15 protein-coding genes and 3 tRNA genes are annotated in these 20795 nt (G+C 45.4%); 7 read left to right on the top strand and 11 right to left on the bottom strand.

Features of this window, described 5'->3' with window-relative positions:
- The 3 genes from QUA88_RS24695 to trxA form a co-directional block, all read right to left on the bottom strand.
- The coding region (locus tag QUA88_RS24695; protein WP_333233942.1) for a beta-propeller fold lactonase family protein at positions 1–2033 on the bottom strand (2033 nt) is incomplete at its 3' end.
- 202 nt (positions 2034–2235) lie between these two features.
- Positions 2236–2820, bottom strand: a complete 585-nt coding sequence (locus QUA88_RS24690) for a hypothetical protein (protein ID WP_333056550.1) — start codon at positions 2818–2820, stop codon at positions 2236–2238.
- Positions 2821–2979: 159 nt separating this feature from the next.
- Positions 2980–3297 (bottom strand): thioredoxin, encoded by a 318-nt coding sequence (trxA, locus tag QUA88_RS24685; RefSeq protein ID WP_333056552.1) that lies wholly within the window; start codon positions 3295–3297, stop codon positions 2980–2982.
- A gap of 73 nt (positions 3298–3370) precedes the next feature.
- Here trxA and fabG point away from each other — a divergent pair, with 73 nt between their 5' ends.
- Positions 3371–4135, top strand: a complete 765-nt coding sequence (fabG, locus tag QUA88_RS24680; protein WP_172188962.1) for a 3-oxoacyl-[acyl-carrier-protein] reductase — start codon at positions 3371–3373, stop codon at positions 4133–4135.
- 105 nt (positions 4136–4240) lie between these two features.
- Here the strand turns inward: fabG and QUA88_RS24675 are convergent, their stop codons facing one another.
- The 3 genes from QUA88_RS24675 to QUA88_RS24665 all read right to left on the bottom strand — a co-directional run bounded on the left by QUA88_RS24675 (position 4241) and on the right by QUA88_RS24665 (position 6361).
- Positions 4241–4696: a GTP pyrophosphokinase gene (locus tag QUA88_RS24675; RefSeq protein ID WP_333056553.1), complete on the bottom strand. Its 456-nt coding sequence runs from the start codon at positions 4694–4696 to the stop codon at positions 4241–4243.
- A 132-nt stretch (positions 4697–4828) separates the two neighbouring features.
- Positions 4829–5269 carry an NUDIX hydrolase gene (locus QUA88_RS24670; RefSeq protein ID WP_333056554.1) on the bottom strand — a complete coding sequence of 147 codons (441 nt, stop codon included), beginning with the start codon at positions 5267–5269 and terminating at the stop codon, positions 4829–4831.
- A gap of 36 nt (positions 5270–5305) precedes the next feature.
- A complete protein-coding gene (locus tag QUA88_RS24665; RefSeq protein WP_333056555.1) occupies positions 5306–6361 on the bottom strand; it encodes an adenylate/guanylate cyclase domain-containing protein in 1056 nt (351 codons plus the stop codon).
- Between the two features lie 696 nt (positions 6362–7057).
- On the opposite strand from QUA88_RS24665, the gene QUA88_RS24660 reads away from it, so the two are divergent.
- Positions 7058–8194, top strand: a complete 1137-nt coding sequence (locus QUA88_RS24660; RefSeq protein WP_333056556.1) for a class I SAM-dependent methyltransferase — start codon at positions 7058–7060, stop codon at positions 8192–8194.
- 321 nt (positions 8195–8515) lie between these two features.
- Positions 8516–10219, top strand: coding sequence for a lipoxygenase family protein (locus tag QUA88_RS24655; protein WP_333056557.1), 1704 nt, complete (start codon positions 8516–8518; stop codon positions 10217–10219).
- Between the two features lie 126 nt (positions 10220–10345).
- Here the strand turns inward: QUA88_RS24655 and QUA88_RS24650 are convergent, their stop codons facing one another.
- From QUA88_RS24650 to QUA88_RS24635, 4 genes are all read right to left on the bottom strand, one after another.
- Positions 10346–11485, bottom strand: a complete 1140-nt coding sequence (locus tag QUA88_RS24650) for a fatty acid desaturase (protein WP_333056558.1) — start codon at positions 11483–11485, stop codon at positions 10346–10348.
- Positions 11486–12199: 714 nt separating this feature from the next.
- Positions 12200–13465 (bottom strand): glutamate-5-semialdehyde dehydrogenase, encoded by a 1266-nt coding sequence (locus QUA88_RS24645; RefSeq protein WP_333056559.1) that lies wholly within the window; start codon positions 13463–13465, stop codon positions 12200–12202.
- A gap of 4 nt (positions 13466–13469) precedes the next feature.
- The gene (locus tag QUA88_RS24640; RefSeq protein ID WP_333056560.1) at positions 13470–13874 is read right to left on the bottom strand and encodes a hypothetical protein; all 405 of its coding nucleotides are present in this window, start codon (positions 13872–13874) and stop codon (positions 13470–13472) included.
- A 249-nt stretch (positions 13875–14123) separates the two neighbouring features.
- Positions 14124–14195: transfer RNA gene (locus QUA88_RS24635), tRNA-Gly, on the bottom strand.
- Between the two features lie 220 nt (positions 14196–14415).
- Between QUA88_RS24635 and QUA88_RS24630 the strand changes: the two genes are divergently transcribed.
- The 4 genes from QUA88_RS24630 to QUA88_RS24615 all read left to right on the top strand — a co-directional run bounded on the left by QUA88_RS24630 (position 14416) and on the right by QUA88_RS24615 (position 17404).
- Complete coding sequence (locus QUA88_RS24630) at positions 14416–14556, top strand: hypothetical protein (RefSeq protein ID WP_172188980.1); 141 nt, start codon at positions 14416–14418, stop codon at positions 14554–14556.
- A 603-nt stretch (positions 14557–15159) separates the two neighbouring features.
- The gene (locus QUA88_RS24625) at positions 15160–16980 is read left to right on the top strand and encodes an ABC transporter ATP-binding protein (protein WP_333274312.1); all 1821 of its coding nucleotides are present in this window, start codon (positions 15160–15162) and stop codon (positions 16978–16980) included.
- 197 nt (positions 16981–17177) lie between these two features.
- Positions 17178–17259, top strand: a tRNA-Tyr gene (locus QUA88_RS24620).
- A gap of 73 nt (positions 17260–17332) precedes the next feature.
- Positions 17333–17404: transfer RNA gene (locus tag QUA88_RS24615), tRNA-Thr, on the top strand.
- 732 nt (positions 17405–18136) lie between these two features.
- On the opposite strand, the gene QUA88_RS24610 is transcribed toward QUA88_RS24615, so the two are convergent.
- Positions 18137–20695 (bottom strand): PhoD-like phosphatase, encoded by a 2559-nt coding sequence (locus QUA88_RS24610; RefSeq protein ID WP_333274309.1) that lies wholly within the window; start codon positions 20693–20695, stop codon positions 18137–18139.
- Positions 20696–20795: the final 100 nt, after the last annotated feature.

Raw genomic sequence — 20795 nt, 5'->3', positions numbered from 1 at the left:
CTAACCGCTGGGTTAATATTATCAATGGGCACTGTGGAAAGGTCAGCAACCGTAGCATTTCGTGCCGTAGTGCTGTCAAACAAAGGCAGCCCGACACCCCGACCTTTAGCATCAATTTGAAATTGACCGGGGTTTGTCACTGTTTTCACGAATTCTTCAGTGTCAAAGACATACACCTTGCCATTAGCACCGCTCAAATTGGGATAGGAAGCATAGAGGTACTTGCTATCACTTGAAAGTGCTAAGTCGGTAGCGAATCCATCTGGAATTGGTCTAGTTCCCGCCATTAATTGCGGATTTGTTAGCGGGTCTTTGATAATGCCGATATTGCTCCCGGCCCGGGGGTCTCCATCCACGCTGGGCAATTCCTGACCGAAAAATTTCGCGTCCGCATTGCGACCCACAACAAACGCATAGCTAGCATCCGGTAAAACCGTTACCGAAACTCCCTCATTCACATCGAAGTAATCAAAGTCGGAACCCAACCCTAAATTTGTATAGCGAGTAGTAGCAGCAAAACTTACCGGGTCATTATTAGTAATATCCAGTACCCCAAATCCTTTGCTATCTTTCCCGCTGTTTGTAAACGTCATCTTCAGCGGATAGACCGTAGAAGCTAATCCTTCTACGCCTTCATCGGCTGTTATATTTCCGATTAATTGATTCCACTTTTGAGGGTTCTGACTGGGGTCGCTGGGTCGGTCTTTGGGGTCAATATTCACAACGTAAATCTGGCTGTTCAAACCGTTCGGTGCGGTAACAAATAGCTTCTTTCCGTCGCTGCTAATTGCCATCTGTCGCAAACCGCTAGGTGCTGCACCAACTGTGATAGTTTGGGTAACTTGGTGATACTTGGATGAGAACGGGTTGATATCGAGAACGTAGATGGAATTGCCGCCAGCTTTGCCGTCAGCAATGTAAGCGTATTGGTCGCGAGAATCAAGTACAATTGAACGAGGCGTTGCACCGCTAGGCAAGTCGATCGGGTTTAAGCCAGCTACATCCGCTTTAGTATCTACCTGCTGTCGGGTTATCGGATCGACTAAAGCGACTCTACCGGAAGCTTCCAGCGGGACGTACACGCGAGAACCGTCGCTAGTTACAGTCAAATCTCTGGCTCTATCTAGTCGATCGTCCGTACCTACAGCAATGTTACCAATTAGCAAGTCGCTGCTGTTCGTTATCGCCACAACAGATTCGGGGTCGGAACCGTTGAGTACGGCGATTCTATCCGCTGTCCACTGGGCCCCAAAAACATATTCTGTATCGTTTTCAATCCGGTAGGAATTGCTGTTGTAGAGAATTTCTGTTGCTGGTTCTGCCGGATTTGAACTGACTTTTTCGTTCTGTTTGCGACTGAGGACAATTCGCGAATCGCCCAAGGGTACGGTGTCGGGAACTCTGACAGCTACTTCAAATTTATTGTCTGCTAATTCGCGACTGAGGTTGGTTAGTATTGTGCCTTCGTAAGCTTGGTCACCAACATAAAATTTTACCACTAAATCGCTAAATTGGCTACCTTTGGGGTCGCCAAAGTTGTCTGCTAAAACGTTGCTTCCCGTCAGAAACAAAACTGGTAGATTGTTCTCAAAAGGTTGATTGTTTGCGTCTTTGAATTTGACTTCGGCACTTTCAATCAGTGGAGGATTTTTGGGATTTGCCGCATTTGGAGCGAGTTGAGATGCGCGTCTTTCCGCAAAAATACCCTCTTTACCGAAGTAGTCGATTTGTCTTTCGTTTACAGGTTCGCCAGTGAGAGTATCGAGTTCAAGAGATTTTTTTACGGGGGGGGTAAAACTGAAATCCTTTAATTTGGGGCTAAAATTGATGGATTTGGAGGAGATTGCGGTGTCTTCGGGGTTATTGTTAAAACTGTCTGGAAGTCCGGGGAGTGCTGGCTCTGGGGTAGGGCTGCTAAGGGCTTGAGGATTGAGTAAGTTTGCGGTATTTAGGTCGAATTCAGGTATTAAGGTCGTTTCACCAATAGGGAACGGCTCTTGACTGTTGAAGGGCGATTTATTGGAAAATTTCATTAAGATGCGAACAAGCGATACAGTAACTTGTTGTGATTCTTAGTATCTCACCATAAGAAAATTGTTTTTGTCAAGCTGTTGAGGCAGAAATGTGGATTTTTGTTATAAAACTTTACATTGTGTTCTAGATTCCCAGTACGATCGCCCTTAATGCCGCAAATACAATTTCTCTAATATCGCGATCGAACTTCCAGTAGCATAATTAAGAACGAGAAACTAAAGAACGGACGTAAAAAGACACCGCTCCAATTATGTAAAAAGCATTCACCAAAATCAACAATACTTTACCAGCATAAGAATTAACAAAACCAAAAACCCGGAAAGTTGACAGCAGCACTAACAACATTTCAACCACAGAAACAATTGACCCGTAGTGCTTTCTATCCCAATAAGAAAACGGACTGATAAAACGGTAATTGCTGAACGGAAAAAAGTGGCGGTGAGCGTCGTCATTGTGGACAGGCAAATCTCCCAGAGAGTGTAGTATCATGCTGATAAACAAAATTTGCACGCTTTGCCACCCAAAGTAATAAGCAATTAGCCAACCAATAACCGCAAGGGGAATTGAATGAAACAGAGCCACAATATTTTGTACAAAAGGCTCATAATATGCTTTTGACCAAATTGTAGCTTCGGGCAAGCGAGCAATGTATTTCGCCCAAAAGTAAAATAAAAATATTGGGATGTCGGGTAAGATTCCGCCGATCGCAATAATGAGATTAGCTTGCGGCAGTTGCGGTTTGCCGAGAATTGCCAGATTGATAATAGCGTGGCTGGGAGTCTTCATCAGTAGGGTGCGTCAACTAGGATTATCTTATTCATAATGAATCAGATATTAGACATCTCCCATAATTGTTGTGGAACAGGCATCCTGCCTGTTCTTGAATATCTTTTTGGGAGATGTCTATTAGCTGACGCACCCTACGTGTGAGATGATGAGCTCGTGCTACAAGAAAGGTTGCACTCGATCGATCAACTGCGCCGCTTGCATCACTCCCTCAATGCGATCGACCTCAGCGCCATTTTTGAACAACACCAAAGTCGGCAAAGCATAAATGTGATGCTGCGACGCCAACTGTTCGTACTTATCGGTGTCAATTTTGACAACCATCAGCTTGTCTTTCATCTGACCACTCACTTGCTCCAAAATCGGTGCCATCATCTGACAAGGCCCGCACCAAGTAGCGTAAAAATCTACCAACACCGGCAAGTCAGAGCCCGATAGTAACTCTTCAAAACTGCTGAACTGTTTTTGAACTGCCATAAGACAAAATAATTTTTTGGGTTCTGGCTCGATTTTAGTGCAAAATTCTCTGGTAGATTGCGAGGATACAATTATGGAACTATTACCAGAGACTTTTCAGAGATTGCGGGGTCAAGTTGCTGTCGTGACCGGTGCGTCGCGGGGAATCGGCCGCGCCGTTGCTTTAACCCTAGCAGCAGAGGGCGCTAAAGTCGCCGTCAACTATGCGAGTTCGAGTGCGGCTGCTGATGAGGTGGTAGCAGAAATAGTCGCTGCTGGAGGAGAAGCTGTCGCACTTGCAGCAGATGTCTCGAAAACTGAGCAAGTAGATTTACTCACCAGTAATGTCATGGAAAAATGGGGACGGATTGACATTTTGGTGAACAATGCGGGCATTACTCGCGATACTTTGCTGCTGCGGATGAAGTTGGAAGATTGGCAAGCGGTGATTGATTTGAATTTAACTGGCGTGTTTTTGTGTGCGAAAGCTGCCAGTAAAATCATGCTGAAACAGCGAAGCGGCCGAATTATTAATATTGCTTCGGTTGCTGGACAAATGGGCAATCCGGGACAAGCTAATTACAGTGCGGCAAAGGCTGGGGTAATTGGATTTACTAAAACTGTGGCGAAAGAGTTGGCGAGTCGCGGGATTACTGTGAATGCAGTTGCACCGGGTTTTATCACTACAGATATGACTAAGGATGTCAAGTCTGATGAGATTTTGAAGTATATTCCGCTGGGGAGATATGGGGAAGTTGAGGAAGTTGCGGGGATGGTGAAGTTTTTGGCGGCAGATGCGGCGGCTGCTTATATAACTGGGCAGGTTTTTAATGTGGATGGGGGGATGGTGATGGCTTAGATTTGGGGATTTTTTTAACCGCAGATATCGCACAGGCATGATGCCTAGATATCGCACAGGCAAGATGCCTGTGCCACGATGAAGGCGGATATCTGCGGTTAATAATTACTTTAAGGCGGCACGCAACTGACGGAGGACTTTTTGGTATTTTGCAATGCGTTGAAAATCTGCCTCTGTCGGATTGGCGATGCGACTAATATCAAGGTTATGAGTAACATCAGCGATTTTGACTCGCAGTGCGATCGGGTTTGCAATCACACGTTCTAAATAAGCTGCATAAGCTTCTCCTTTTATTTTGGTAATTGCGGCGATCGCCTTTACTATAAATTCAGGAAAACCTTCGCTTCTGAGTTGGTCGAGTGTAAGTTCAGAATCTTCGACCGCATCGTGTAGAACCGCTACGATTTTCTGGTCTAGAGAATTTACATTTTCCATCACAAATAGGGGATGATATAGATAGGGCTTGCCTGCCTTATCAACCTGTCCATCATGAGCTTTGGCGGCGATCGCGATCGCGCGTTGTAGTAATGATTCGTACTCTGAATTCGTAGTTGACAGCATCGTAAAGAAGTTCTCTATTATAGTTTCATCCCCCTAGCGGGGAAAAGCTAAGCAGTCGGAAATAAATAGAACTTACGCAAGAGAGGATTTTTTTCACTGTCTATCTATGGTGTAAGCTACGCACTCTGCACCCTACATACACAGGTTATTTGATTTTAAATATTCTTGCAACAATTTCCAAGCCATTTGAGTCCCCTCCCCTGCATTGACTTTCTCGAAATCGACATCTTTTCTCAAAACTACAAAACCCACACCTTCTTGAATTTCAATTTTTTCAATATTGCTAACTTTTGCCAAAAATAGGTGATTTTTTTGGATAAATTCGGGATTGTTGTTTTTTATGTAAAGAAAAGTTGTGATAAATTCAACTTTGCAATCGCTTTTTATGCTAGTTTCTTCCTCCAGTTCTCGCACTGCTGCTTGCTGTGGACTTTCTCCAATGTCCACGCCACCACCAAAAGTAGAAAGCATTCCTTGGCTTGCAATACCTGGAATATTATCTCGCATTTGTGCGACGATCTGACCGTTCGGGAGCATTATAAAAATGCGGACAATTGAATTGGGAATATTCATATTATTGAGGAAATAACCAAACTCCAAAAAGTTGCTCTATAGTTTTTTGATGTGACTCCAAATTTTCCTAATCCAATTGTACGCCACAGCATACAAAGCCAACAATTTATTGACAAAACTTTGCCAAATAGAACCTTCCCTTACCTCAGAAACTTCTTCGATTTCCACGGGCAGCGGCGGCATCCCGACTACTTCATACAGCGGATATTCGCCACTTTTCCCCGGAATTGGCACGGATACGCGCCGATCGACGATCGCCAATTCTTTCACTTCCTGATAAGTCTCCTCGGAAATCAGTAAACTTGTTCCTACTTGCTTATTAGCCGCCTCGATCCGGCTGGCCAAATTCACCGCATCCCCGATCGCCGTAACTGTCTGACTCTTCGACGCCCCCAAATTCCCCACAACCACCCAGCCGCAGTGAATGCCAATCCCAATCCGCAACCGGTGACGGTATAAAGTCTCAAAATAGGGATTGAGTTTCTCTAGTTCCTCCAGCATCTCCACCCCAGCCCTCACTGCTTGTTGGGCCGCCTTGTCTGAATTTTCCAACCCAAACAGCGCCATAAAACCATCTCCCATGTAATTATTAATCATCCCGCCGTTGCGGTTGATAACATAACCCATTTTTTGGAAATAGCGATTTAAAACATAAATTATATCGTAGGGCAACAGCGATTCTGCAAACGCAGTAAACCCTCGAATATCGGCAAACAAAATTGCAATTTTCTTCTCTTGACCCACAGGATTAGAAATCAACTTTCCGACCATTTCGTCGTTAAATGATTCCAAGTCTTCAGAATCGATCGCCAGTCGGCGCAAAATCACCCTGCCGCCCGCAACCTGTGTCTGACAAGCTAGCCTAATTTCCGGTTCTAGGCGCAATTTTTTGGCAAGTTCCTCTTCCGGCGAAGTGCGGGGAGAACAAAATTCCAAACCTTCGACAATCAATACCCGGCAAGTCGAACATCGGGCGCTACCGCCGCAGATGTGGGTGTGGGGAATGTCGGCACGCAGGGAAGCTTCGAGAATTATATCGTCGTCGTCTATCTCGATCGTGCGATCGTCCGGCAGATAGTGAATCTGTGGCATATATGGCGCGTCTAGCTAATTAGCGAGAAATCTCGCGGACATCTGTTATTGCAGTGAACCTGTATGCAAACCCGGTTTCTGGGCATTTTTTCTGTATCCCTGATACCTTAACTATAAGTCGCGATCGGCACTTGCTTCTCGTTTCCTCACCTCAAGCGCCCAACTGACCACGAATTTCTTCATGTGGTACCCGCCACGTGATTTATCTCGCGCAAATCAATCCCAAATCGAAAATCGAAAATCCTCAAGAAAGAGCATTTATCCGTGGGGTCGCCTCTAAAATCTAAAATCTAAAATCTAAAATCGATTGACACCAGTTTAAAAAAAGAATGCAACTCTAGGCAAGAGTCCAACTCTTAGCTCATCATTCATTTTCAATTCTAATATCTAAAATGGTATAACTGAACACTAAAATTTTAATCTCAGCGTAAAAATACCCCAATTCAAGCTCTGGAGTTAATCTCAAATCTCAAATCTCAAATCTCAAATAGACTGACATAATTCTTAATAAAATTAAGATCACCCAAAGCCAGATAAATCCGTTATCAAATCCCCTTCAAGCGCCATATGTTTTTAGGATTTTGGGATGTTTTGCTGTGCAAACCTGACTTGACAATAGTTTCAGCTTTTTGGATCTCTAACAACCAGCTAATTTTCGTGAGATAGAATAGCAGCATCTTTAAAACCAATATAACCATGACTTCATCAACAGTCCTACAAAGCATCGAAAAACACATTCCCATCGTGGGAGATGTACATAGCAAAAGTCCGATCGCCTACGGAGCAACCCGCCTCGCAGTCAGTGCAGTTAACACGGTGCAAATGGCAGTAGCAGAGTCTTACATCAACGGATTAGAAGTCGCAGATTCAGTATTGCGATCGCTTTTTGATACCTGTATGCCCGTCTTTTTTAAGCATTTCCCCTCCCTGCTTGCACCCTATGAATGGGTACTAACAGAAACAGACCATACAGCCGAAGGGCCGCGGGATTTAATGAAGATTCAGTACGACTTACCTCAAGCAATGCTGAATCCGATGTTAGGCGATGGAAAACTCATTTATCCTAAATACAGCATGGGATTGTGGGAAAAAGGAGCAGCCAACCTTGAACAATCGCAAATGCAGATGATTGATGATGATGTGATTGAGAAGCTAGAGATTCAAGATGGCGACAATATTTTAGACTTTGGTTGCGGCTGGGGTTGCGTTCCCAATTACATTCTTTCCAAATTCCCCAATGTCCAGTCTACTGGCATTAACCTCAGCCACCACCAATGCGAGTATATGCGTCAGAAGATGCAAGAGCCCGAAAGCTACCTTAGTTCAGGTCGATTTACCCTATATGAAGGCGATTTTAACGACGCCAACTTCGAGACCAAATTTGACAAAATTCTCTCCATCGGAGTTTTTGAGCATATAGGCAATTTAACGAAAGCTTTCCAAAAGCTAGAATCTTTCCTGAAGGATAACGGCAAAGTTTTCATTCACATCATCACAGTTCGCACTCCCAACAATATATCCAGCGTTTTCACCCACAAATACATTTTTCCCCACGGCCGTTACTGGAAATATGATGCAATTCCCAGCCACAACAAAGACCTCAAGACCATTAAAAGATGGTATCTCAACGGATACAATTACTCCACAACGTTTGCTAACTGGTTGAAAAACTTTGACGATTCTCAGGAAATAGTCAAAGATTTGGACTACGGCATCGACTCTGCCAAATTTCGCCGCATCTGGCGGTTTTACTTGATTTGGTTTGTGTCTAATTTCGCGAGTTGCGAGGGCGAATATAACGGCAACGGTCAATATTTAATGGTTCGTGCCTAACCGCTAATGAGTAGACTCAGCTCAAAAAACCGAACTCCCCGAACCCCGACATCTCAAAGAAGTCGGGGTTCTTGAGTGCGAGCTACTTATCGGGAGGATGAAACCTTTCAACATAGATTTAGGGCGATCGAGAAGTGTTGCCTTCTTTTGAGGAATTTTTCTGAGCTTTAAAAAATCCGGAATAAGATTATCGATCGGTGAATAAGACCTATATCAAGCGTGAGCCTGCACAATACTTTTTAAATTCCATCCTCGATCGGTAGTGATGATCTCCGATATTTTACTACAAAAAGAGAGTTGATTTATACAATGGTAGACAATATGAAACCTTCTCTTCCTCAAGACGACCCGAACCAAAAACAGCGTCGCGATTCCTTGAATCGGCAGCAACAAGCTTATCAGTTTGACTTTGAGAGTTTATCACCTTTGGCATTATTGAAAGATGTGCCACCAGTCGAGAACTTTTCGAGCAAGTATATTGGAGAGCGGATACTAGCAACATCGGAACTTCCAGGAAATATGCTGGCGGCCGATTCGAGAAGTTTTCTCGATCCTCTCGACGAGCTCCAAGACTATGAAGATTTCTTTACTCTGCTGCCGCTACCTGCTGTTGCCAAAATCTACCAAACCGATCGCTCTTTTGCAGAACAGCGCCTGTCTGGAGCAAATCCGATGGTGCTTCGTTTGTTAGATGCCGGCGATCCTCGGGCGCAAACACTGGGACAAATTTCCAGCTTTCACCCATTATTCGATCTGGGCCAAGAGTTGCAACAAAAAAACATTTACATTGCCGATTATACGGGTAGCGACCAACACTATCGCGCGCCTTCAAAAATAGGAGGTGGCAGCTATGAAAAAGGCAGAAAATTCTTGCCGAAACCGCGAGCTTTTTTCGCTTGGCGGTGGACGGGAATCCGCGATCGCGGTGAACTGGTGCCGATCGCCATTCAACTAGATCCGACCCCAAATAGCCATCTTTACACCCCGTTCGATCCTCCTGTGGATTGGCTGTTTGCGAAACTCTGCGTGCAAGTAGCAGATGCCAATCACCACGAAATGAGCTCGCATTTAGGTCGAACTCATTTGGTGATGGAACCAATCGCGATCGTCACCGCCCGACAGTTGGCTAAAAATCACCCCCTTAGCCTGCTGCTGAAACCGCACTTTCGGTTTATGTTGACTAACAACGAGCTGGCGCGTTCTTATTTGATCGCTCCGGGCGGGCCAGTCGATGACTTGCTAAGCGGTAGCTTGCCAGAGACAATGGAAATAGCTAGAGAGGCTTGCAGTAACTGGAGTCTGGATCAATTTGCCTTCCCAACTGAACTGAAAAATCGGGAAATGGACGATCCAAATCAACTGCCTCACTACCCTTACCGAGATGATGGATTGCTACTGTGGAATGCGATCGAAACCTTTGTCTCCGGCTATCTCAAACACTTTTACCCGACGAAAGAGGCGATCGCAGAAGATGTGGAACTGCAAACCTGGGCACAAGAATTAGCCTCTGATAACGGCGGTAAAGTCAAAGGAATGCCCAGCAAAATCGACACAGTTGAACAATTAATTAAAATTGTCACAACTGTAATTTTCACCTGCGGCCCGCAGCATTCAGCCGTCAATTTTCCCCAGTACGAATACATGGCTTTTGCCGCCAATATGCCCTTGGCAGCCTACCGGGACATTCCCAAAATTACCGCTTCTGGCAATCTCGAAGTGATTACAGAAAAGGATATTTTACGGTTGCTTCCTCCGTACAAACGAGCGGCTGAGCAACTGAAAACTATGTTTATTTTGTCAGCTTATCGATATGACCGTTTGGGTTATTACGATAAATCTTTCCGAGAACTCTACCGGATGAGCTTCGACGAAGTTTTTGCGGGAACCCCGATCCAACTTTTAGCCAGACAGTTCCAGCAAAATTTGAATATGGCAGAACAAAGGATTGATGCTAACAATCAAAAACGAGTCATTCCTTATTTTGCTCTCAAGCCTTCGTTGGTGCTAAATAGCATCAGTATGTAGGAGTGTATTTTTGGGGCAGGCGAGACGCCCAACCCCTACTCCCCACAATAAAATTCATTCTTGGTGGAACAGGCACAAAAGCCTGTTCTTCAGCATAATTCAAGATGTGAGTTACAATGCGAATTCTCAGCTTTTATAGTCTTCAACAATCGAGCAATTCACGGCCATTGTACCCGCAGAATCTGTGAATGTGACTTCATCTTGATAATGCCGTGGTGTTTGCATCAGCAACCGCCAAGCTTCTCCAGCATCGATTAAATTCATGCGTCCGGGATAGTGAATTTGCAACAACTCTTGCACCATCGGATAATAGTCTGAGTTGATGCTGGGGAAAATATGATGCTCTGTGTGGTAAGAAAAATTCAAGTGCAGCAGGTCAAATATTTTAGGAACCCGCACAGAAGCACTGTTGATCAGCGGGTCATTAATCGCGGTCATCCGGCAACCCATATGGTTGGTATAGATGTAAAACATTGCGCCTGCATGACCAATTGCGATCGGCAAAAAGTACGCAAGGGCGATTTTGAGCGGATGAAAATTTAGGTAGAATAAAATGCTCGCATGAATTCCTAAAATTCCCAGACATTCAAATGCGATTGTCAATCTATCTTTAGGACTAACTGTAAAGGCAGCCGGTACGTAATCAACAGATTTATCGTTAAATAACAGCACCGAGGTGAGATTGCGGAAATTATGCACTAACCACGAACCCGCCATCCCTACAATTAACCACACCGGATTTACTTCTACCGACGGGACAAACAGATTTTGAATCCATTTTCCCCAAGTATCTGGTTGCTGGTACAGATAGTTGCGATCGGGGTCTGCCACAGAATTCGTGTTATTGTGATGTACGAGGTTGTGCAGATTTTTCCACTGAGTAGGCGGCATAAACAGCATACTTAGTCCCAAAAAGGCGATCGGATAAGTGAGGCGCGACTTTTTCTGAACGCTACCGTGCATCAAATCGTGGGAGCTAAATAGCAAAACTATGATACTATTGCCCATGATGACGGCTAAAGGTAAGTACAGCCCTAAAAGATAGACAGGCCAGCGATCGAGATTAGCAGCAATTCCCCATCCCAGCAATAAAATAGCAGCGTTGATGAATAGTATTGCTAACTTGCTAGGCTCTGGTTCAAAGGCATCTGATGGCAGCAGCGGACGCAATTTTTTAACATATACCGAGTGGTGAAGTAGCGTTTCTTCGCCTAAAGTCTGCGTTGTCGCCTTGTCTAGAGTATTGAGTGATTTTTCTGATTTCATGTGATCGCTAAGAGAATTTTCATGTGAGTTAATAAGTTTCTAAATTTAATTAGATCCCGTACCTGATTTTAGATTGAACCCACACATAAATCCGGCGGCTTATTATTAGGATGCGGAGATTTTATCTGTCTCCACTGCGGCTATCCGAGAGCTGGCGATCAAATTGCTTTAGATCGAGGCTGCCTGATTGTTCTACGAAGATATTATATCCCATAAATAAAATTTTAGAAACAACTATTAAAGGCTTACGCATTGATAATAGTCTCGCACTTTTCAGTTTGGTTTAATCCCAATAACCAATCCTAAATAACCTATAGCAATCCTAAATTATTTGTGTAATTATTTTAGGGACTCTCCCCACGCCCGGTTGCCCCGATGCAGGCTGGGGTAGGCACTATTAGCACGACCCCTACATATTTTTAGGAGCGCGAATTAAATAACTTACAATGGGAGCATCTCATTAAAAGCAGGCCTCCGCTAGAAATTGGAGTTTTGAGGCAGGAGGGAAGAGGGAAGAGGGAAGAGGAAGAAGGAAGGAGCCAGAAGAAGTGTTTTTACAAATATGAGATGCTCCCCTTACAATTTTTATTGTTATTGTGGGATGGGCTCTTATAGCCCGTCCACTCATGACGGGCTATAAGAGCCCATCCCACTTTCAAGAGTCCAAGTTATTTAATACTCATTCCTTACTGATGCGAGGATTGCTATATAAGATTAAAAAAGTCCGTTTCCCTGAACAATTTCTTTAATTGTCGTCAGCGTATCTAACCCGATCAATCCCCGGCGATAACCTTTTTGGTTGGACATTCCCAAAAATATCGCATCTCCCCGATTTTGATAGCGCCAAAACCGAGGTGAGGCATTAATAAAAGTTGAGGCGCTGTTAACATCCAGAGCAAATTGGCGACTTTCTAAGTAAGATTCAGTGGCAATACAGTCAGCGTGACCGCTGCTGTAGCGGTTGATCCAGCCGATCGCAATCTCTAAACTATCGACAACTTTAAACGCTATGGTTTTGTTTAAATACGGTTGAGTCCACTCGTATGTTTCAGCCAGCTTCAAGTCTGGGAAATCTGCGACGAGATCCGCATCGCCGCTAATTTGAAAGCCTTTTTCTTTTAAACTGTTCCACAGCCTGACTAAGGAAGAAGGCTTTTGGTTGCGATCGATGAGCACTTTCTCGATCGCATTAACAGGATCGGGCACGCTTTGATGGCTGTCCAAAATCATCCACCTTGCCATCTCCAAACTACCAGTCGGCGACCAATAAAGGTAACAATTTCCCATTGCCGACCTCAAAACTGGTGCTGTGCACAGCCTTACCACCTGCTGCACCAAACTTGGTCTACCGTAGGGAATAATTAAATTGAGATATTGGTCTTGAGTGACCAATTCTCGGATCGAAGCGCCCCGATCAGGCGGCAGTATCTGCAAACATCCCGATGGCAAACCTACCTCATCGATCGCCGACACCAAAGCTTCCCCAATTACAGCATTAGTTTGCCAGCTTTCGCTGCCGCCTTTTAGAATCAAACTGTTAGCGCTTTTGAGAGACAAACCCGCGGCGATCGCCCCCAACTCTGGAAACGCCTCGTAAATTAGAGCGATCGCCCCCAGTGGTAGCGACTGACAGTAAACCTGACAGCGATCGACCTGATAAGAAGCATTGATCACCCTGCCGATCGGATCTGGCATTTCCCCCAACCGTTCCAGAATTTGCACAGTTGTCTTGATCCGTTCCGGCGTCAGCTTCAGCCACTCCACAATCAATTCGGGAATCGCCATGTCCCGACTCGCTTCTAAATCCAGAGTATTTGCTTCTAAAATGTCATTTTGTCTGCGTTTCAGCGAGCCCGCCATCGCCTGCAAAGCTGCCGCCCGATCGGCACTCTTTGTCGCCGCCAACTCCAAAGAAGCTTGATAAGCCCGACGCGCGACATTTGCGGCATCTGATGAATGGGTAAAATCCTCTATTATCATCTAGCTAACGCCTGTAAGCCAGCCATACCATCAGCGCCGGCAGCATTGCTAGCAGCACGGCGACCATTGCCCACAGAATAATATTCGGGCCCGGCGAGTGTAGCGCCAAGGGCAACCAAATCACTAGCGGCACCAATATCATACCCAAAGCCAGTGGCAAGTAATGGGCTTTCAAACCCGGATGCGCTCTGTTCCACTGGTGCCCTGTCCACCGCCAAGCCTGCTTGTAAGGATAGTTCGTTGATAGTTGCTCGATCACGTCTCCACTTTCGTCCAATACAAATATTTGTTGACAGCGGTTGCAGCCAAAGGCTTCTGTCAACGTTATGGGAACTAGACGACCCCGGCGTCGGCAAGGACAGGGGTACTCATCGTTTAAGTCAATCTTGGGAGCTTTTTGAGATGGCACTAGCGATCGGATAAAAAAAGCGTTTTTGCAAAAATAATCGTTAACATATCCACTTAATCAAACTTGTCAATTCCGCCAAAGCGAGGCTTTCAACTGCCTATTCCGAGATATTGCCCGATCGGCAATTTTGACTTGCAAGTTCTGCATTCAATCTTACCACTAACTTAGGTATTTTCAACCATCATTAGGAGTATACCGAAAACTTTCTTGATCTACTTTCCGGTTTTCTTGATTTTGTTTATCTTCTAAAGCGGGTGACGCGATTCGAACGCGCGACATTCACCTTGGCAAGGTGACGCTCTACCACTGAGCTACACCCGCATTTCCTGCGGTATTAACAATATTGTCTCAATTCTCTAAATTTGTCAAGTCTTTTTAGTAAGTTTTTTTCACAAACCCAGTAACCCCCCCCCCAAACCCACTCCCCACCTGCAATTTCAGCAGCCAGATCATTAACCAAATCAGTAATTGCCGTGAAAATTGACCGCCATCGACCCACGGCAAAGCTACAATCAAGCTGGAATTGTGGGAGAACACTGTCATGTCAGATTTAAATCGCGGAATCATGAAGTTCAAGGGAGCTGACAGTCCTATAGCGATCGCCATTTCGGCGATTGTCATTGCCGGCGGAATCGGCTTCTTGATCTGGTGGGCGCTGCAATCAGCCTACACCTTCAGCTAACAGACTACTCAAAGGTAAAACTTATACAGCATATTCCATGTATATGTGGTACACATAATCTGATGGCCCGTGTAAGGTGCGTCGCCACCCGTCAATCTGTAAGTTATATCCAATATCTCGTAGCGACGCACCCGGAGGATTAACAGCACACAATTAAGGTTTCTACTGTACTTCATAAACCACCGAATATGCTGTAAGGCCTTGCTCAGAAGGCAGAATTTAAGAAAAATTCTGTCTTTTGCATTTTTTTGCCCTTAGTCTGGAATTGATTGCCCAGGAATGCGGATCGATTGCTGATGATCGAATGATTGCCATAAATCACCCGATCGGGCGAGTCGCTAGCATGATCCAAGATGACCAAGAATTTCTTCATGTGGTACCCGCCACGTGATTTATCCGTGGAATCAATCCAAAATCTAAAATCTAAAATCCTTGCGTCCCCCGCCTTTATCTCGCGCAAGTCAATCTAAAATCTAAAATCTAAAATCTAAAATCGATTGACTCCCCGATCGACTACTTTTGTAGTACAATTGTAAACAAAGCGCGCCGAGAGCGCAGTTTTAAATGCAAGTGTTTGCAAGGGTTGTATCTCAACACAAATTTATGGCAAGCTTTCAGGACATTTTCCAATACTACAGCCGCTACTGGAAAATATCACTTTACAGCATAGGCGCATCCAGCATTTTGGCACTAGCCGATTTGCTTGTTCCTTACGCGATCGGTCAAATATTAAACGTATTGTCGGGTCAACCTACAGATACAGTAACGCAAAAACTCATAGCAGCGATCGCCTCTGTTACCCAGCAGTCACCCAACAAAATATTATCGCTATCCGTCTTGCTCGGCATAATTTTTCTGGTAACAGTAGCCAAAGCACCGATCCAGCCTTGGGTAGCAAATTGGTTCCACTGGGCGATACCATTGAGGGCAAGGCGCGATCGAATGAGAAGTGCGATCGGCAAAATCCTCACCTTACCCCTAGAATTCTACGACGAAAACAACGCCGGACGGATTGCCAGCCGCATCGCCAAAGGCATCGCCAACCATACTTGGACTTACCCAGAAATTGCCGGCGACTTCATCCCCGAAGTCGTCCGCTTAATCGGCATTTTTGCCGTTATCTGCTTAATTGAGTGGCGGATTGGCTTATTAATTTTGGTTTCATTCCTATTTATCCTCAGTTTCACCCTCAAAGGCCTGCAACAGGTGACTGCGCGGGAAGAAATTCTGGATGAATACATCGAAGATACAGAAAGCCGCAACTCGGAAATTATCACCAACATCAAAACAGTCAAAGCTTTTGCGACAGAAAGCGATGAACTCAAAAGGCAAACCACCCGACTCGATCGCGAATTAAAAGTCGTGATCCACCGCATTCACAAAGGATACGTCACCTTGGGGACATACCAGCAGACGATCGTCCAGTTGTGTTTGTTTTCAGTTCTTGGTTTTAGCCTAGCAGCCACGGTTGCAGGCAAAATTTCCCTCGGATATTTTGTTACCGTCTACACGTTGGCAAGCATGGCATATTCCCAACTGCGTCCGATTAGCATTATCGCCGAATCATTGGCGCGGCGTTATTCTTCAATGATCCGGTTCCACGAGTTTATGCAAACGCCCGACGGTGTTGATGCGGTTAATTTAGCAGAAAATGCTCGATCGGCACAGCCACCTTATAAATTTACCGGCAAAGTTGAGATCAGCGGTTTGACCTTCGGGTACGACAGTCAAAAACCCGTTTTGCAAGATGTGAATTTGTTGATTCATCCCCGTCAGACTGTAGCATTAGTCGGGCGATCGGGTTCCGGGAAATCGACTTTAGTTAAACTTCTGTTTCGCTACTTTGAACCCAACTCCGGCCGCATTCTGATCGACGGCGAAGACATTCGCAGCTTAGACGTGACTCGCTACCGCCAGCGTTTAGCCATTGTCCACCAAGAAGTAGACGTTTTTAACGGTACTTTGCTGGAAAATTTGACTTACGGAAACAGAAACGCCACTTTCGAGCAAGTTGAGGATGCTTGTCGCATTGCCAAAGTAGACGATTTTGTGCGGCTGTTGCCCCAAGGTTACTATACCGTGGTCGGGGAGAGAGGAATGCGGTTGTCCGGCGGCCAGCGGCAGCGGTTGGGGATTGCCAGGGCGCTGTTGGTGGAGCCGGATGTGTTAATTTTTGATGAGGCTACTTCTAGTTTGGACTATGAAAGCGAGCGATCGATCCAGATAGCCATGCGAAATATTCTCGGTACGCGCACCACCATAATTATTGCCCACAGACTGAGTACAATTCGCGAAGCCGATGCGATCGTCGTACTCGACGGCGGTAGAATCGTCGAAGTTGGCAGCCACGAAGAACTTTTGAGTCAACAAGGTATTTACCGCCGCCTGCACTCCCTGCAAGAAACCGGGGAATTAGTGAATTAGGGATTTTCTCTTAGTCTAGACTTAGGGTGCTCCGGGCACGCACCCAGCCTAGACTTAGCAATGCACACCTTAAACAGTGTTCAATTTTCCCGTCAGCCCCTAACTCACTTATGTGTTCTCAGCTAAATGATTAGAGTTTTAAATATAATGTTGCAAATAAAGATTCTGGTGCTAGGATGTATAACTGTGATGGAAATGGGTCGATGCCCGAGCGGTTAATGGGGGCGGACTGTAAATCCGCTGGCTACGCCTACGCTAGTTCAAATCTAGCTCGGCCCACCTCAATTTAATAAAAAGTTAAAATTTAAGAATTAAAAATTAATTTTTTAATTGGAGGTTCTTAATTTTTTATGCCCGTGTAACTCAGTGGTAGAGTACCTCCTTGGTAAGGAGGAAGTCACGAGTTCAAATCTCGTCACGGGCTTTTTCTTCTATCCTATATACATCAAGGGTTTCAGGTTCATCGCACAGCAAGAAGGTTAGTTTTCCGCTGAACTTTCGTGCTGATGGTTTTCTAATATGTCCCAAACAACTTCCATATCTGCCAAGTCCGCCCTCGACTTTTTGCGTATGGCTTTTAACTGATTGAGCAAGTCGGCCGGCTTTAGGAAATCTGCGACTGTCGGAGAAACTTTGTTGCTATCTTTGGTAGTGTTGGGTCTGTTAATTAATATCGATCGTACCCAGAGTCTAGCTCATAAGCACAGTTTTGAGATCACTGTTAGGAATGAGAATTAAATAACTTGCATTTTTTGTAGGTTGGGTTGAGGGACGAACCCTGCGTTTCACTCCGCCCAACGCCACGCTTGATTGTTGGGTTTCGTTCCACGGGCCCAACCTACGAAGTTATTTAATCCACGATCCTTAGTGGCTGGCAGTATGGCTAGTTGAGAAGGGTGTAACATCTGAGTTCCAACTGACATCTTGCACCCTTCTCGATAAATCTTTTATGAACAGGCTTTCCGGCCTGTTCCACAATAAAATTCATCTCTTGTGGAACAGGCCGGAAAGCCTGTTCTTGAGAATGGTGTAACATCTCAGTTCCAAGCGACTTTAGCTATGAGACTGGGGTTTCACCCCCGGCGGACACGGCCACAAACTCAACACAATATTGTACCCGTATCGAAATCCCCGACTTCTTCAAGAAATCGTGAATCTAATCATCCTCATCCAATCCCAGCGGCACAAAATATTGACTGTAAACCACACTATCGGGCTCCCAAAGAGGCCGCCAATAAACATTTTGCATCACCGCTTTCTCCCCATCATCATCAGCAGGCCACTGAAAACTGACGATCGCAATATTGCTATATCCCACAATCTCATCACCCTCTTGCAGCCAGCGATTGCGCCACAACAGCGATATAAAATTCCATAACCTACGCCGGAATGACAATTGTTTATTTTTATGCGATCTATCTGACGCAGTTCCATTTTCTAGCTGCAAAAACACGCGAGCTCTTTGCCGTTTAATCCAGTCAATCCGATAGCCCCAATCAGGCAGAGATTGTCTATTTCTGACAGCAGCCGCCATAGCCTTCTTTCTGCCACCCCTAGAAATCTTCATTAATTCCAGCGGCTCATTCCATCCCAAACATTCGTGCGATCGCTCAGGAAACAGCGACTTAATCTTAGTATGAACTAAATGCGTTGTCCACTCCTCATTGATCAAAGCACTAGCAGTCAACTGCGCCAACACAGAATTTTGACAATTTGACTTATCATTCGCCCCCTTCAAAGGCTCAATGTTCGATCGAGAATCGCCAAAATGACAATCAGACCAATAACTCAGTCGCACAGCAGCAGCATAGTGAATATCCCCCGTCAACACAATCACCCGATTGCGCTGCTTAAAAAATTCCACCAACAGCTTCACAAAAGCTAACTCATGAAAATTCCAAGAATCCCCCGCATCACTATTAAAAACCTTCCCCTGTTCCACATCCCACTTTTGCACCGCATCAATAATCGACAAACCCACCAAATTTGTCGGCACAACCACCAGCGTCGCCTCAATCTCAAACTCCCCAGTTTTATTCAGCAACTCAGTCTCCCTCAAAGGTTTCTGAATTTGCTCCTCAAAACCTTTGTGAGTCAAAAGCATCGGTGGATCGATCGCACTTTCCACCGGATACCCCCGCCAATTCCGCGTATCCAGCACAATCACCTCGTGCTTAAAACTTCTCACAGTAAAATGCCAATTCAAAACCTCAGTTACACCCTCGCCCTCCCGATCCAAAATAAAAACGTCTTCATCTAATTTCAACTTAGGCAAATGAGTTTTCGGATCGAGTCCGGGAATTCCCAAATACGAAGCCGCCTCCTCCCAAGCAGAAACATCAGTCCCCGCCGAATTAGACCATTTTTCAGCAGTTGTTAATAATTTATCTCCAGGTTGTGCGCGATCGAACTGTGCAGGCGTATTTCCCCAAGCCTGAAACACAGCGTAAGCCAGCAAAGCATTCTGCACTACCCGGCGGCCCAGCGGCTTCCCCAGCACCCGGTAACACCACTCTCGATTCAAATAAAAATCGTCGCTAACATCATGGTCATCGCAAATCATATAAGTAGGAATATTCGCTAGCGCCCTCCTCACTCTCCACAAATTGCGAGCAAAACCGTTAAGTTCAACAACTTCTCTATCCCAGACTTTTGCCTGCTTAGAATTTGGGCAAATATCCTTACCCTTCGGAAAACTTGTGCACCAGAGTACCGGCGACCAAACTAACAAATACATCGCATAATATTCGCCCAAGCTAAACAAGTGACTTTTAGCATTTTTGGGTTTATTCACCAACATCGCCGTAAAGCCGCCAAAATCTCTGGCAATATCGCTGCGAGTCCCCGGCTGTAACTCAATTGGTTTTTTGAACTGATACTCAGCATCCGACGGTTTCTGAATTGGCGACTCTCTAAAAATTTCCCTCTCTTGGTCAAGTGCAGTTTCGTTTTCCGAATTTTTAGGTATACTGATACACAAATTCTTTTTTATTTGGGCATCATCCATCAGGGGTAGACTTTCTTCCCAGCCCAACAGTGTATCGCCAGCGTCAGTCAAGGCCCACAGCATGGCATCGGCAACGTCGTCGCCGTAAATTTGGTCGCCCGTTAAAAACAGTTGGTGGGGCCTGCTATTTGCCGTTCCTGCAAACTGTTCGATCGAATTATCCAAGATGGGCAGCGCATCTCTGCCGTCTCCGTGGGGCTTACGACAAGAACCGTGAACGATACGCAAATAGTTTAAATCCTGCGGCGGCAGGGCAAAAGTGGGCAACTGGTGAGCGAAATAACTAATCGTCTCCGGCCCCAAAGCCGATAAATCAGGGGTGGCAGGCCACAGGCAAGAAATGAGATTTTCTTTCTCATTTTCTGGGACTGCACCCCCGACGTTCGACTCGCTACTCCCAGTAAACTTGATGTCATAAGCATAAATTTGCCCAGATGTCAAGAGGTTGCTGTTAATTGGTTTAGCAGTCACGGCGACTACGTGCAGGTATTTGCCGAGCTGCACGGTAGAGCTCGCACCTTGGAGCAAGGGCCGATCGACAATTTCGCCGGTTCCGCCCTCAGTCGAATAAACCTTGAGTTCGACTTGGCGGGGTGCTTTCAGAGCCAGCCAAACTGTCACGGCCCGACTTTCAGTCCGGCGCAAAATCGGGCCCGCAAGGATCAGCGGCAAGTGATGAATTCGATGACTTAATGGCGTCCACGACATAGGATTTAAAAAATAAAAATTAAATAAGGGTGTTCTAGCAATCAGAATTTTAGGCGATCGAGCATCTATCACCCGCTTAATTAATGCTAAGTCTGCCAAC

Source organism: Microcoleus sp. D3_18_C2 (genome assembly GCF_036702395.1).
Lineage (GTDB): Bacteria > Cyanobacteriota > Cyanobacteriia > Cyanobacteriales > Microcoleaceae > Microcoleus.
The sequence above is the reverse complement of the archived record's forward strand: the minus strand, read 5'-3'. Positions and strand labels throughout refer to the sequence as shown.

Coding starts and splice junctions, on each gene's coding strand:
- QUA88_RS24690 (WP_333056550.1), bottom strand. CDS start 2,820: ATGAAGACTCCCAGCCACGCTATTATCAATCTGGCAATTCTCGGCAAA.
- trxA (WP_333056552.1), bottom strand. CDS start 3,297: ATGGCAGTTCAAAAACAGTTCAGCAGTTTTGAAGAGTTACTATCGGGC.
- fabG (WP_172188962.1), top strand. CDS start 3,371: ATGGAACTATTACCAGAGACTTTTCAGAGATTGCGGGGTCAAGTTGCT.
- QUA88_RS24675 (WP_333056553.1), bottom strand. CDS start 4,696: ATGCTGTCAACTACGAATTCAGAGTACGAATCATTACTACAACGCGCG.
- QUA88_RS24670 (WP_333056554.1), bottom strand. CDS start 5,269: ATGAATATTCCCAATTCAATTGTCCGCATTTTTATAATGCTCCCGAAC.
- QUA88_RS24665 (WP_333056555.1), bottom strand. CDS start 6,361: ATGCCACAGATTCACTATCTGCCGGACGATCGCACGATCGAGATAGAC.
- QUA88_RS24660 (WP_333056556.1), top strand. CDS start 7,058: ATGACTTCATCAACAGTCCTACAAAGCATCGAAAAACACATTCCCATC.
- QUA88_RS24655 (WP_333056557.1), top strand. CDS start 8,516: ATGAAACCTTCTCTTCCTCAAGACGACCCGAACCAAAAACAGCGTCGC.
- QUA88_RS24650 (WP_333056558.1), bottom strand. CDS start 11,485: ATGAAATCAGAAAAATCACTCAATACTCTAGACAAGGCGACAACGCAG.
- QUA88_RS24645 (WP_333056559.1), bottom strand. CDS start 13,465: ATGATAATAGAGGATTTTACCCATTCATCAGATGCCGCAAATGTCGCG.
- QUA88_RS24630 (WP_172188980.1), top strand. CDS start 14,416: ATGTCAGATTTAAATCGCGGAATCATGAAGTTCAAGGGAGCTGACAGT.
- QUA88_RS24625 (WP_333274312.1), top strand. CDS start 15,160: ATGGCAAGCTTTCAGGACATTTTCCAATACTACAGCCGCTACTGGAAA.
- QUA88_RS24610 (WP_333274309.1), bottom strand. CDS start 20,695: ATGTCGTGGACGCCATTAAGTCATCGAATTCATCACTTGCCGCTGATC.